Source organism: Gordonia sp. PP30 (assembly GCF_023100845.1).
Taxonomy (GTDB): Bacteria; Actinomycetota; Actinomycetes; order Mycobacteriales; family Mycobacteriaceae; genus Gordonia.
In genome coordinates, this window is sequence record NZ_CP095864.1 from 1,070,011 (window position 1) to 1,084,231 (window position 14,221).

The 14,221-nt window shown below is 72.2% G+C and carries 6 protein-coding genes; 2 read left to right on the forward strand and 4 right to left on the reverse strand.

Annotated features, from left to right (window positions below; all coding sequences use genetic code 11):
• Positions 1-78: 78 nt before the first annotated feature.
• From MYK68_RS04950 to MYK68_RS04965, 4 genes are read right to left on the reverse strand one after another with little or no spacing between them, the layout of a single operon-like run.
• A complete protein-coding gene (locus MYK68_RS04950) occupies positions 79-1,587 on the reverse strand; it encodes an IS1634 family transposase (RefSeq protein ID WP_502798321.1) in 1,509 nt (502 codons plus the stop codon).
• Positions 1,588-1,634: 47 nt separating this feature from the next.
• A complete protein-coding gene (locus tag MYK68_RS04955) occupies positions 1,635-2,489 on the reverse strand; it encodes an ABC transporter permease (RefSeq protein WP_247866593.1) in 855 nt (284 codons plus the stop codon).
• Positions 2,486-3,298, reverse strand: a complete 813-nt coding sequence (locus MYK68_RS04960) for an ABC transporter permease (protein WP_247866594.1) — start codon at positions 3,296-3,298, stop codon at positions 2,486-2,488. The genes MYK68_RS04955 and MYK68_RS04960 overlap by 4 nt, the downstream gene beginning before the upstream one ends.
• Positions 3,295-4,200 (reverse strand): ATP-binding cassette domain-containing protein, encoded by a 906-nt coding sequence (locus tag MYK68_RS04965; RefSeq protein ID WP_247867931.1) that lies wholly within the window; start codon positions 4,198-4,200, stop codon positions 3,295-3,297. The genes MYK68_RS04960 and MYK68_RS04965 overlap by 4 nt, the downstream gene beginning before the upstream one ends.
• Here MYK68_RS04965 and MYK68_RS04970 point away from each other — a divergent pair.
• Both MYK68_RS04970 and MYK68_RS04975 read left to right on the forward strand, forming a co-directional pair.
• A complete protein-coding gene (locus tag MYK68_RS04970; RefSeq protein WP_247866595.1) occupies positions 4,154-13,375 on the forward strand; it encodes a non-ribosomal peptide synthetase in 9,222 nt (3,073 codons plus the stop codon). The genes MYK68_RS04965 and MYK68_RS04970 overlap by 47 nt on opposite strands.
• Positions 13,372-14,220: a glycosyltransferase family 2 protein gene (locus MYK68_RS04975; RefSeq protein WP_247866596.1), complete on the forward strand. Its 849-nt coding sequence runs from the start codon at positions 13,372-13,374 to the stop codon at positions 14,218-14,220. Before MYK68_RS04970 ends, MYK68_RS04975 begins: the two co-directional genes overlap by 4 nt.
• The last annotated feature ends 1 nt before the right edge of the window (position 14,221 follow it).

Below are 14,221 nucleotides of genomic sequence, written 5' to 3' on the forward strand. Positions count from 1 at the left end.
TAAACGGGCGGCATCGGCGGAGTCGCTGCGCTATCCGCGCTGGGCGGCGCGGCGGTATCCGGCCTGACTCGTGCCACTTTAGTGCCCTGCTGACTCTCGGAGCTTGGCGACGATGTCGGCGGCGTCGCCCTCGAGCGGTGTTTCGGCCATGACGTGCTGGCCGCGGATCCGGATCATGACATCCCGGACTGGGCGTAGCGCGGTGATGATGCGTTTGATCGAGTAGCCGGAAGTCTCGGTCAGGTGTCGGGTGACTGCGAGTGCGGCGAACACGATCGTCAGGTGTGCCTCGATCGAGTCACGCTCGTGATGGAACATCGGCCGCGCTTTCAGGTCGGTCTTGGCCATCCGAAACGACGCCTCGACCTTGAACAGATCATGATAGGCGGCCATGACCTTGTCACCAGCGAGTTTCTCAGTGGAGATGCTGGTGACGTAGCCCTTCAGCCCGAGGTACTCGCGGGCCTTCTCCACGGCATCCCAGTTCACGCCGGGTCGGGTGCCGAGGGAGACGAACCGGTCCTTCTTCGGCGGCCGTCGTCCTTCGGCGATGTCTTGCGCGCGCTCGATCTGCTTGTTGAGGGTGATGTTGTCGCGGCGTTCGCGGGCCCGCGAGTAGTGCCACACGACGCGCCGAGTCCGCTTCGCCTGGCCGGTTCCCATCTCCCGGGTGGTCTCGACGGTGGCGCCATCGGCGAAGAAGTTCCCGACCCGGTCGTAGTGGTCGGCCAGATCCCTTGGGGCTGAACCGGTTCGGGATCCGACGATGAAGTCGAACCCGGCTTCCTCGAGCGCGTTGAGGTTCGCTGCCGAGAGCATACCGGCGTCAGCGACAACGACCACGTCGGCTCGTCCGTGCCGTTCGCGGAACCCGTTCAACACAGGAAGCAGGGTCGTCGTCTCACCGCGGTTGCCGGCGAAGGCGTGTACTTCCAGCGGGAACCCGGTCGGGTCGACCAACAACCCGATGAGGATCTGCGGATCGACTCGCCGTTCCTTGCTCATCCCGACCTTGCGGAGCCGGTCTTCGTTCTCGGCCTCGAAGTACAAGGTGGTCACGTCGTACATCACGATCGACAGCGCGCCGTCGGCGGTGACGTGCGCGAACGCTGCCGCGGCGAGCTGGCTGCGCCAGTCCTCGGCGATGCTGCGATTGAGCGTGCGCCAGATCGTCCGCAGCGACGACGGCGACCGAACGCCGAGATCGGCCAGGACGCGGATCGTGTCGGCTTTGCTGGTCGGCTCGACGATCCGCGCCAACACCAACTGCTTGAACGTCTCGGTACCGACCTGGTCGAACCCGAGATCACGGTAGGCGTTGTCGAGGACTTCCCACAGGACACGCGACTGCGAACCGGCGACCTCCGGAATGGAAGAAACCTTAGCCGGCGACAGCGAGTTCAGATCGAATGCGAGCTGACCTGCGTGGATCTTCGTATCGGCGACCTCGAGTAGGGCAGCGAGCTCGTCGTCGGTGTGCGCCGAGCCGATGTGCTCGACGATCCGGCGCACGCCGCGTTCCTTCGACACGATCTGCACCGCAGTCGCACCCGACGCGGTACGTACCTTCCGGACGAACAGGCCCACACCGACGATCGTAGACACCTGATTTAGTGACCCAAAATGACACTAAATCAGAACGAAACCCCAGGTAGCGAGAGCCCGCCGATCCAACTCACCCGAAAGTGGCACGAGTCAGGTCCGGTGAGCGTCGGCCGGGTGAACGCGGCGAGCAGCACCACCGACCAGACGACCGTCAACACCAACGGCTGCGCGATCGGGCCGCCGGTGGCGAGGCCCTTGATCGCGTCGACCGCGCAGCTGAGCGGCTGGTACTCGACGATCGGCCGCAGCCACGCGGGATAGGCCGAGGCCGGGACGAAGCCGGTGTTGAAGAACATCGCCAGATTGGTGCCGATCGCGACCCATTCGACGATGCGGGAGTCGCCGCCGCGGAGCGCCAGGGCGGTGACCATCATGGAGAACGACACTCCGAACATCAGCGCCACCGCGATGATCGCGAGGTAGCCGGCCGGACCCGTCTGGATCCGGAAACCGATGACCGTGCCCACGGCGAGGACGGCGCTCACCGTCACCACGATCCGGAGCGCTTCGGCGGCGAGGCGGCCGGTCATCGCCGACGCGCGGTGCACGGGCAGCGTCCACATCTTCGACAGCAGGCCGCTGGTCCGTTCCCGGCGCAGCCCGAGCCCGCTGATCGCCGAACCGCTCATGGCCCCGACCAGCGCCACCATCGGCACCATGCCGAAGGCCTGCGAGGTGCCGGAGTAGTCGCTGACCGTGCGGTCCAGGATCAGCCAGAACAGCAGCACCATCACCGCCGGGAAGAGCAGCGACTGGAGCAGCGTCGGGATGTCGGTGCACCATTTGACGACGATCCGCTCGGCCTGCAGCGCCGACGCGCGCACCAGGGAGCGGCCGCTCGTCTCGGGGGCGGCGGTGTCGCGGGCGGGGAAGATCAGAGTCACGGGTACAACCGCCGATGCGTCTGGGTGTAGTGAGCGGCGGCGATGAACACCGCGGCCAGCGCGGCCAGCCAGATCAGGGCCGGCCGGGCCGTCGCCCAGTGCGGATCGCCGGCGGCGAGATCGCGCATGGTCGCCGCGAAATGGGAGATCGGCTGGTTGCGCGCGAACGGCTGCGCCCAGCCGGGGAAGCTCGACTCGGGTACGAATCCGGTCGACAGCATGCCGAGGACCAGCTGGGGGAGGACCAGCAGCTGGGAGGTGGACTCGGGATTGCGGGCGACGAGGCCGAGCGAGTCCGCGCCGATCGCGAGGACCAGGCCGACCGCGAGGGAGAACGCGAGGAAGCCTGCGGTGTCGACGGGGCCGCCGTCGAACGAGAAGCCGAGCAGCGTCCCGAACACCAGGGCGACGGTGATGGAGATCGCGGACCGGACCAGCGAGGTGGTCATCCGTGCCGACAGCGGGACCAGCGGCCGCACCGGCATCGAAGCCAGCCGCCGGGTCATCCCGCGAAGCCGATCGAGGGTGGCGCGCTGGGCGGCGGCGACCGCGGTGAAGGCCACCGCCTGCAGCACGATGATCGGCATCAGGAACTGCCCGTAGTCGACGCCCCGATCGGCCATGATGAGGCGCAGCGGCAGGTAGAAGCCCAGCGCGAAGACGATCGGCATGACGACGGCGATGGTGAACTCGCCCTGCTTGTGCGCCGACCGCAGACCACGGGCCGTGAGCGCGGCCCACTGCCTGCCGAAGGTCCAGCCGGTGGCGACGACCTCCGGGTCGGCGCGGTCGGGCCAGGTGAGGCTCACGATGCCGCGCTCGGCGCGGGGGCCGCGTCGTCGGTGAGCGCGAAGAAGACGTCGTCGAGCGACGGGCTGCGCAGCCCGATGTCGCGCAGCCCGATGCCGGTGGCCCGGGCGAGCGCGATCACCTCGGCCATGGTGTCGACCCCGTCGGGGGCGGCGAGGCTCACCCGGCCCGGCTCGGCGACGGCCACGCGATGGCCCGGACCGAGTCCGGCGCTCACCGCGTCGGCGAACCGCGCGGTGTCGCCCGGCTCGGTCAGTTCCACCGCGCAGGCGACGCCGCCCACCCTCTCCTTGAGATCGGCGGCGGTGCCGTGCGCCACCACACGGCCGCGATCGAGGACTATGATGTCGTCGCTCAGCCGATCGGCCTCCTCCAGGTACTGGGTGGTCAGCAGGGTGGTGATGCCGTCGTTCTTGAGCAGTTCGACCAGCTCCCACACCTCCTGGCGGCTGCGCGGGTCCAGGCCGGTGGTCGGCTCGTCGAGGAACACGACGGACGGTTCGACGACCAGCCCGCAGGCGATGTCCAGCCGGCGCCGCATGCCGCCGGAGTAGGTGTGGACCGGGCGCTTCTCGGCGTAGGCGAGGGCGAAGCGGTCGAGCAGTTCGTCGGCGCGGGCCGCGGCGGCGCGTCGTCGCAGGCCCTGCATGCGGCCGAAGAAGACCAGATTGTCGCGGCCGTTGAGGGTTTCGTCGAGCGCGGCGTACTGACCGGTCAGTGAGATGCTCGCGCGGACCCCGGCACCGTCGGTCACCACGTCGTGCCCGGCGACGACGGCGGTCCCGGCGTCGGGCTGCGCCAGCGTGCACAGGATGTCGACCAGGGTCGTCTTGCCCGCGCCGTTGGGTCCGAGGATGCCCAGCACGGTTCCGCGGGGCACCTCGAACGACACTCCGCGCAGGGCGTGGACGTCGTCGAAGGACGTGCCGCTCGACCCCGATCAGCCGGCCGCCCGCCTCGAGCGCATGCTGGCCACGGCCGCGCCGGTCGCCGTGATCGCCGACGCCCGCGGACAACGGGCCCTTCCGCTGTGGCTCGCCGCCCCGGTACTCGACGCCGCCGACCCCTGCCACGACCACGACGACGCACCGGTGACCGACGCCGACCGGCGTGCGCCGCTGCGGCCGGGGCATCCCGCGTACGTGCTGTTCACCTCGGGCTCCACCGGGGAACCGAAGGCGGTCAGCATCAGTCACGAAGCGATCGCGGCGAGGCTGGGCTGGATGCAGGCGCGCACGCCGATCGGCGCCGCCGACACCGTCCTGCAGAAGACCCCGATCACCTTCGACGTCTCGGTCTGGGAGCTGTTCTGGCCGGTCGCCACCGGTGCGCGGCTGGTCCTGGCCGCGCCCGGCGCCCATCGCGACACCCTCGAACTAGCCGACCTCCTCGCCGCCGAGCGCGTCTCCGTCGTCCACTTCGTCCCCGCCATGCTCGACGCCTTCCTCGCCTCCGGCGACGGCGGCCCGCTCCCGCCGTCCCTGCGCCTCGTCTTCACCAGCGGTGAAGCCCTGGGCCCGGCGTCCGCGGCGGCGCTCCTGGCGCGGACCGGCGCCGGGCTGCACAACCTGTACGGGCCCACCGAGGCCGCCGTCGACGTCACCGCGCTGGCGGTGCGGGCCGCCGGCCTGGTCTCGCACCGATCGGTCGCGCTCGGCCGGCCGACGCCGGGCACCGCCGTCTACGTGCTCGACGAGCGTCTGCGGCCGGTTCCCGCCGGGGTCACCGGCGAGCTGTACCTGGCCGGTGTGCAACTGGCGCGCGGCTATCACGGCCGCGCGGACCTCACCGCGAGCCGGTTCGTGGCGTCGCCGTTCGGCGACGGCGCGCGGCTCTACCGCACCGGCGACCTCGTCCGGTGGTCGCGCACCCAGACCGCCGACGGCGCCCCGGTGCTCGACTACCTGGGCCGCGGCGACTTCCAGGTGAAGATCCGCGGCCAGCGCGTCGAACTCGGTGAGATCGAGGCGGTGCTGCAGCGGCATCCGCGCGTGCGGGCGGCCGTCGTCGTCGCGACCGCGGACCCGCACGTCGGTCCACGGCTCGTCGCGCACGCGGTGGCGGACTCCGGAGCCGAGGCGGCCGAACTCCGCGCGTATCTGGCCGCGCACCTGCCCGAGCACATCGTGCCGTCGCACATTCTGACCCATCGCGAACTGCCGGTCACCCGCAACGGCAAGGTCGACCGCGCCGCGCAGCCGGCACCGACGGACACGGGGCCGGTGGCGCCGGCGCGCGCCGCGGCCACCCCGCACGAAGCGCTCGTGCTGGACCTCGTGCACGACTTGCTCGGCCCGTCGGCGAGTCTCGACGACGACTTCTTCGCGATCGGCGGCAATTCACTGATCGCCACCCGGCTGGTCGCCGCCGTCGCCGCGCGCACCGGCGTCCGGGTCCCGGTGCGGGCCGTGTTCGACGGTCGCACCCCGGCCGCGGTGGCCGCGACGATCGATGGCCTCGCGCCGGAACAGCGGGAACAGCCGGAACAGCCCAGCCCGGCGGACCCGATCGCACGTCCGGCACGGATCCCGCTCGCCCCCGCCCAACTGCCGATGTGGCTGCACAACCGCAAGGACCCGGAGTCGGTCGCCTACCTCATCGTGGCGCCGGTACGCCTGCCCGGGCGGCTCGATCGTGCCGCGCTGACCGCGGCGCTCGGTGACGTGCTCGAACGCCACGAGGTGCTGCGCACCGTCTATCCGGAGGGCGATGGGGGCCCGCACCAGTCGATTCTCGAGACCGCCGACTGCGATCCGGCGACGCTGCTCACCGTCATCGACGACGACGCCGCGGACCGGCCCGCCGAAGAGCGGGCGCTCGAGGCCGCCCTCGGCGCACCGATCGACCTGACCCGGGACCTGCCGCTGCGGGTCGTGCTCTGCCCGGACGGCGACTCCTCGGTGCTCGTGCTCGCGATCCACCACATCGCCGCCGACGGCTGGTCGCTGCGCGTGCTGGCCGCCGACCTCGAGCGGGCCTACCGCGCACGACAGGCGGGGGAGCGGCCGGACTGGACGCCGCGGCCGCTCCACTACGCCGATCATCTGCTGACCCGAGCCGGGCAGGTGACCGACGTGCACCTCGATTACTGGCGCGCACGACTCGCCGGTGCACCGCTCGATCCGGGCTTCCGGTCGGCGCCCGAACCGGACGGCGCCGCCGACGGGGCCGCGGCCGGCGAGGTGACCCGCCTGACCCTGGACGCCGCCGAGGCCGGGGTGCTGCGCGCCGTCGCCGACGGCGCCCGCACCTCGGTGTTCGCCGTGCTGCACGCGGCCCTCGCGATCACGTTGAGCCGCAGCGGATCCGGCCGTGACCTGATCATCGGCACCCCGCTGTCCGGCCGCACCGACCCGCGGGTCGCCGAGCTGGTCGGCATGCTCGTCACGATGGCGCCGCTGCGCACCGTGCTGCGCCCCGGCGACACCTTCGGGCAGGTGGTCGAGCGCTCGCGCGACGAGATCCTCGGTGCCCTGGACCACGGCGGCGTCGACGCCCTTGACATCGCCGACCACCAGCTGGTGCACGTCACCCTGACCGTCGACGAGGATGCCCGCCACCCGGGCACCCTGGACGTCGACGTGCCGGTCGCCCGGTTCGACCACGAGTTCACCGGGGTGCCGACCACCGACGGCGGCCTCGAACTGAGTGTGCGCCGCGGTGACGTGTACCGCCCGGAGACGGCGGCGGCACTGCTCGCCCGTCTGGTCCACGTCCTGCGGCAGGCGGCGGCCGAACCCACCCGGCCGCTGACCACGCTCGACGCGTTGCTGCCCGCCGAGCGCGCCGCCCTCGCGACGCTGACCGGGACCGTCGCGGCCCCGGCCCGCTACCTGCACGACATTCTCACCACACCCGGCTGGCGGCTCGACGGCCTCGGCGCGCGTGAATTCGCCGAGCACGGCAACCGGTTGGCCCGTGCGCTGATCCGCCGCGGCGCCGGACCGGAGACCGTGGTCGCGCTGTGCCTGTCCCGCTCGGCGTGGTCGGTGATCGCCATGCGGGCGGTCGCCGCCACCGGTGCGGCGTTCGTCCCGATCGATCCGGCCTACCCGGCCGAGCGGATCGCCTTCATGGCGGGCGACTCGTCGTCGTCGATCGTGGTCACCACCTGTGCCGACGCGTCGTGCCTGGACGCGCTCGACCCCGCGCTCGCCGCGGCGGCGATGATCCTCGACGACCCGGGGACGCGGGCCGACCGCGATGCGCTCCCGGCCGGCCGCGTCGACGACGCCGAACTCCGCTCCCCGCGGCACCCGGACCAGACCGCCTACCTCATCTACACCTCGGGTTCCACCGGCCGCCCGAAGGCCGTGGCGGTGAGCCACCGCGGCCTCGCGTCGTTCGCCGCCGAACAGCGCCGGTACGGCGCCGGGGCATCGAGTCGTGTACTGCACTTCGCCTCCCCGAGCTTCGACGCCGCGCTCCTGGAACTGCTGCTGGCCGCCGACGCCGGCGCGACCACCGTGGTGGTTCCGGCCGGCGTGTACGGCGCCGACGATCTCGCCGCGGTGCTGCGCGATCGGGCCGTCACGCACGCCTTCCTGACCCCGGCGGTGCTGGGCACCGTCGACCACCCGCTGCCGCGGCTCACCACGGTGATCGTCGGCGGCGACGCGTGCCCGCCGGCGACGGCACGGCACTGGATCGGCCTCGGCAAGCGCTTCTTCAACGCGTACGGGCCCACCGAATCGACGGTGATGGCCACGCTCACCGGCCCCCTGGCCACCGGCCACACCGACCCGATGCCGATCGGCACGGCGATCACCGGGGTGCGGGCCCGCGTGCTCGACGTCGACCTCACACAATGCCCGCCGGGCGTGAACGGCGAACTCTATCTGTCGGGTCCGGGGCTGGCGCGCGGCTATCACGGCCGCGCCGGTCTGACGGCCGGCGCGTTCGTCGCCGATCCGTCCGGCCGCCCGGGCGAACGCTGCTATCGCACCGGCGACCTGGTCCGCGCGGTCCCCGACGGGCGCGGCGGTCTCCAGCTCGTCCATCTGGGACGCGTGGACCGCCAGCTGAAGATCCGCGGCCACCGCATCGAGACCGGCGAGGTCGAGGCGGCGGCGCGGACCTTCCCGGGCGTCCGGGCCGCGGCCGTCACCGGCCGGCCGGGACCCGACGGCGTCACCGCTCTCATCGCCTATGTGACGAGCGAGGACGGACTCGACCGCACGGGTCTCACCGAGCACCTGCGCGCGCAGCTGCCGTCGTACGCGGTGCCCGCGGCGATCGTCGAACTCGATGCGCTGCCACTGACGGTCTCCGGCAAGGTGGACGAGCGTGCCCTGCCCGCTCCCGACTTCGGGCAGACCGGTTTCGTCGCGCCCGTCACCGAGACCGAACGACTGGTGACCGCGGTCTTCGCCGAACTGCTCGGCCGCGAACGGGTCGGCGTCACCGACGACTTCTTCGCGGCGGGCGGCAACTCGCTCAGCGCGGCGCAGGCGGTGGCGCGGATCCGGGCGGCCTCCGGCGCCGGTCTCTCGGTGCGTGACCTGTTCACCGCGCCCACCGCGCGTGAACTCGCCGCGCTCCTCAGGGACTCGTCCGGCGAACCGGTGCCCGCGCTCGGCGCGGTGCCGCGCCCGGAGCGCGTCCCGCTGTCACCCGCGCAGCAGCGGATGTGGTTCCTCAACCGGTTCGATTCCGATGCCCTGACCGAGAACATCCCGGTGGTGCTGAAGTTCCGCGGGCAGCTCGACGCGGACGCGTTCGCGGCGGCACTGCACCGCGTCGTGATGCGTCACGAGGTGTTGCGGACCGTCTATCCGGACGGACCCGACGGCCCGTGCCAGGTGGTGCTGCCCGCGACGGACACGGGCGCCGCACTCGCCGTGAAGTACGGCCTGCCCGACGCCGAGACGTTGCGCGCCACCGTGCGGCGCGGCTTCGACGTCACCCGCGAGGTGCCGCTGCGTGCCACGCTCTGGACGTCACCGAGCACCGGCGAGCACCTGTTCGCGCTGGTCATGCACCACATCTGCGCCGACGGCCTGTCGATGACAGTGCTCGCGGGCGAGGTCGCCGCGGCCTACGGGGCCGGGCGCGCCGGGCGGACGGCCGAGTTCGGTGAGCAGCCGGTGCAATACGCGGACTACGCGATCTGGCAGCGGGCGGTGCTGGCGACCAGCGCGGCCGGTCAGCTGGAACGCTGGCGAGAACGCCTCGACGGCGCGCCCGCGGTGATCGACCTCCCGGTCGACCGGCCCCGGCCGGTGCACCCGTCGCGCCGCGGCGCGCGCGTCGAGTTCGCCGTCGACCCGGAGCTGTACACCCGGGTGACGTCGTTCGCCCACCGCCACGGGGCGACCCCGTTCGTGGTGGCGCACACCGCCTTCGCCGTGCTCCTCGGCAGGCTCGGCGACAACCGGGATGTCGTGATCGGCACGCCGGTGGCCGGCCGCGGTGAGGAACACCTGGACGCCATGGTCGGGATGTTCGTCAACATGCTCGCCCTGCGGACGGTGCTGTCGCCGGACCTCTCCGGCGCCCAGGCGCTCGCCGTCGCCAAGGACGCCGCCCTGCACGGCTTCGCCGATGCCGCGGTGCCCTTCGACAGCGTCGTCGACGCACTGCACGTCCCGCGCACCACCGCGCATCACCCGGTCTTCCAGGTGGCGCTCTCGTTCCAGAACATCGGACCGCTGCGGCTCGCGCTGCCCGGCGTCGAAGTCGAGGTGATCGACGACGACCAGCACGTGGCCGAGTTCGACCTCCACCTCACGCTGTCCGACGCCGACGGATCCGGCGGGCTGCTCGCGCAGCTGGAGTACGCCACGGATCTGTTCGACGAGGAGACCGCGCGGGAGACGGCCGCGCAGTACCTCCGGGTCCTGACCGGACTCGTCGACACGCCGGAGACCCCGATCGGCGATCTGGAACTTCTCGACAAGGCGAGCGCGCGGCGGCTGCGGTCCGCCGCACCGCGGCCCGCTGAAGACTGCGGCGGCCTGGCCGACGCCTTCCACCGGCAGGCGCTGCGTACACCGGACGTGCCGGCCGTCGTCGACGGCGACCGGACTCTCTCGTACCGGCAGTTCTCGCAGATCGTCCTCCGCCTGGCGGCCCGCCTCGCCGCACGCGGCGCCGGACCGGAGACCACGATCGCCCTCACCGCACCGCGCGGTCTTCCGCAGCTGGTCGCGATGTACGCGACGGCCTCCACCGGGGCGGCCTACGTGCCGGTCGACCTCTCGGCACCGGCGCGCGCCGAGGCGATCCTCCACGCCGTCGAGCCGCTGCTCGTCCTGGGCGCCGACGACGTCGATGTCGACGCCCTCGCGGCCGGTGAGCCGGTGGATCCGGAAACCTTCCTCGGCAGAGCGCGACCGGAGAGCCCCGCCTACGTGATGTTCACGTCCGGGTCGACGGGAGTCCCGAAGGGCGTCAGCGTGCCGGCCCGGGCTGTCGGCGAGCAACTGCGGTGGATGCAGGAGCGGTACCGGCTCACCGGCGACGACGCGGTGCTGGTGCGGACCGCCGCCGGGTTCGATCTCTCCGTCTGGGAGTACTGGTGGCCGCTGCGGACCGGAGCGCGGATCGTGCTGGGGGAGTCCGGCATCGAACGCGACGGCCGGGCACTGCGCCGGGCGTTCGCCGACCACCGGATCACCGTCGTGCCGACCGTGCCGTCCGCCCTGGCGATGGTGCTGGAGTACGGGGCGCTGCCGTCGTGCGTGCGCAGCGTGCTGTGCATCGGCGAGGAACTCCCGGCCGGACTCGCGGCGCGCGTCGTCGACGGCGGCACGGGCACCGAGATCCACAATCTGTACGGGCCGACCGAGACCGCGGTGAGTGTGACCGGGTACGCGGTGACACCGATCGCCGACGGCCGCGTCCCGATCGGCACCGCCCAGCCGTCGGTCACGCTGCGGGTGCTCGACGAGCGGCTGCATCCGGTGCCCGACGGCGTGGCCGGAGAGCTCTACCTCGGTGGCGTGCAGCTCGCGCGCGGCTACCACGGCGATCCGGCGCGCACGGCGTCGTCGTTCGTCGCCGATCCGTACGACCCGGGCGCGCGCATGTACCGCACGGGTGATCTGGTCCGGCGCGGCCGGGACGGGCTGCTGACCTACCTCGGCCGTTCCGACCACCAGTTGAAGCTGCACGGCTTCCGCATCGAGCCCGGCGAGGTCGAAGCGGTGCTGCGCGAGTGCGACGGCGTCACCGACGCCGTGGTGACGACGCATGCGCGCGGCGGCGGCGAGCAACTGGTGGCGTTCGTGGCGGGCACGACCGTGGATGCCGACCGGGTGGCGCGGGAGGCGGGCCACCGGCTTCCGGCGTACCTGAGGCCGCGCATCGTCGTCGTCGACGAGCTGCCGTACAACGCGAACGGCAAGGTGGATCGCGCGCGGCTGCCGGAACCGCCGGCCGGCGAGCGCACGTACGTCGCCCCGGTCACCGCGATCGAGGTCCGGGTGGCGCGGATCGTCGCGGACGTGACGGGCGCCGAGCGGGCCGGCCTCACCGACGGCTTCTTCGACCTCGGGGGCAACTCGCTGTCGGCGACGCGGGTCTGTGCCCGGATCGAGGCCGAACTCGGCAGACAGGTGCCGGTGCGGCTGCTCTTCGAGGCGGTCGATCTCGGCGACTTCTGCCGGTCCGTCGAGGCGCTGCCGCAACACGGTGCTGCCGGCCCCGAACTGCGGAGATCCGACGACGACGGTCCCGCCCCGCTCGCCCCGGCACAGCGCCGGATCTGGGAGGCGGTGTGTGCCGGGAGCGGCCACGACTGGAATGTGCCGGTCGCCATCCGGCTGACCGGTGACCTGGACACCGACGCGCTGGCGGAAGCGCTGGCCGACGTCGTCGAACGGCACGACGCGCTGCGGGCCAAGTATCGGGCGACCGGCCGCGGGCCGGAGATCCACCTCGCACCGGTGACGGAGATCGCCGGGTTCCTGCGCGCCGCGCTGCGGCCCGTCGACGTCGCGGCGGACCGGATCGACGCGGCGATCGCCGAGTTCGCCTGGGCGCCGCTGGACCTGGCGGGCACCGGGCCGATCGGCGCCCGGCTGCTCCGGCTCGACCGGCGGACCCATGTGCTCGTGGTCGTGGTCCATCACCTGAGTGCCGACGGGCATTCGATGTCGGTACTGATGCGCGATGTCGTCGCCGCGTTCGCGGCGCGATGCCACGGTGCGGTACCGGCGCTGCCGGAGCCGGAGGTGGGATTCACCGACTACGCGCGCTGGCGAACCGGTGTGCTGGGAACGCCCGGCGCCCGCACCGCCGAGTACCGGCGGCAGGCCGCCTACTGGCGGTCGTGCCTGGGCACCCCGGATACCGATTCCGATCATGGCGCGGATCACGGCACCTGGGACACGGCGGGCGCGACCGTGGAGTTCCGCGTCGACGCCGGACTGCATCGCGACATCGAGGACTACGCCGCCGCCGCGTCGGCCGGGCTGTTCGCGGTGCTCCAGGCCGCGTTCGCGGTCACGCTGGCGCAGATCCAGGGGGAGCCGGAGGTGCGGGTGGGCACGGCCAACGCCAATCGCGCGCATCCGGCGCTCGACGGGGTGATCGGCAACCTCGCCGAGGACCTTCCGATGCGTTTGTCGGTGACCGGAGACCTCCGCTTCGCCGACCTGGTGCGCCGGGTCCAGGACCAGCTGCTGGGCGGACTCGCCCATCCCGACCTCTCCGTTCCGGATCTGCGTGACGAGTTCGGGCTGCCGCCGGATCCGGGCGGTCCGGTGGGGGCACCGTTCTTCGACGCCACCTTGATCCTTCAGGAGGCGGAAGCCGGCGCCGCGGGCCTCGACCTCGACCTCGGTCCGGTTCGGGTGCGCCGGGAACCGCTCGCGAACACCGTCGCCAAGCACCGGTACGAGATGGCGCTCCTGCGAACGCTCGACGACGGTGTGCCCGACGGCATCGTCGGCACGCTGCTGTATCCGGTGCGGCACGTCCCCGAGCGGACCGCGCGGCGGGTCGTCGAGCAGTTCCAGCTGGTGCTCGCCCGCCTCGCGGATACGGCGCTGGGAGAGGCGGATACCCGAACGGTCGGCGAACTCACGGCCGCCGGAATCGAGGTGAGCGCCCGAAGACGGTGTCGGTGGTGATCGCCTACTACCGCGGGTTGCCCGGCCTCGCCGTCCAGCTCGATGCGCTTGCCCGGCAGGACTACGAGGGGTCGTTCGAGGTGATCGTGAGCGACAACGAGGGCAGCACCGATCTGCAGCGGTACCTCGATCGGTACCCCGAGCGCGAACGGCTGCGCCTGCGGCGGGTCGACTCCTCGGACGTCGCCGGCACCTCTCACGCACGCAATGTCGGGACGCGTGCCGCCGAGTACGACTTCATCGCGTACTGCGATCAGGACGACGCGGTGTACCCCGGCTGGGTGCGGGCGATGGCCTCTGCCGGCCGGGAGCACGACCTCGTCGGCGGCCCGCTGGAACGGGACAGCCTGAACGATCCGGTGGTCGCTTCGTGGCGCGCGCTGCCGGATCCGGACGAGCCGTTCGTGATGGGCCGCTTCCTGCCCATCACCTTCGGGTGCAACCTCGGCATCCGCCGGACGGTGTTCGACGCGGTCGCGGGCTGGGACGAGTCGTATCCCACGGCCGCGAGCGACGTCGAGCTGTGCTGGCGGGTGCAGACGGCGGGATACCGGTTCGGCTACGCCCGGGACGCGATGGTGGCGTACCGGTTTCGCACGGGCCTGCGGGAGACCTGGCCGCAGGCTGTCGAGTACGGCCGCGAGGAGGCGCGGGTCGCCAAACAGTACGGGGCGCCGGGCCGACGGTGGTGGTGGTTCCCGATCCACGCCGCGGTCGTCGCCGGCACGGCGCCGGTATGGCCGTGGGCGTGGTCACGGCGCCGGCTGGGTCAATGGACGTGGGTCACCGGGAATCTCGCCGGGCGGATTCGCGGCAGCATCCGATACCGCACCCTCTACTGGTGAC

What these genes read in the sequence shown, in the direction of transcription:
- MYK68_RS04970 (WP_247866595.1), top strand. Translation starts at nt 4,154, where the DNA reads ATGCCCAGCACGGTTCCGCGGGGCACCTCGAACGACACTCCGCGCAGG.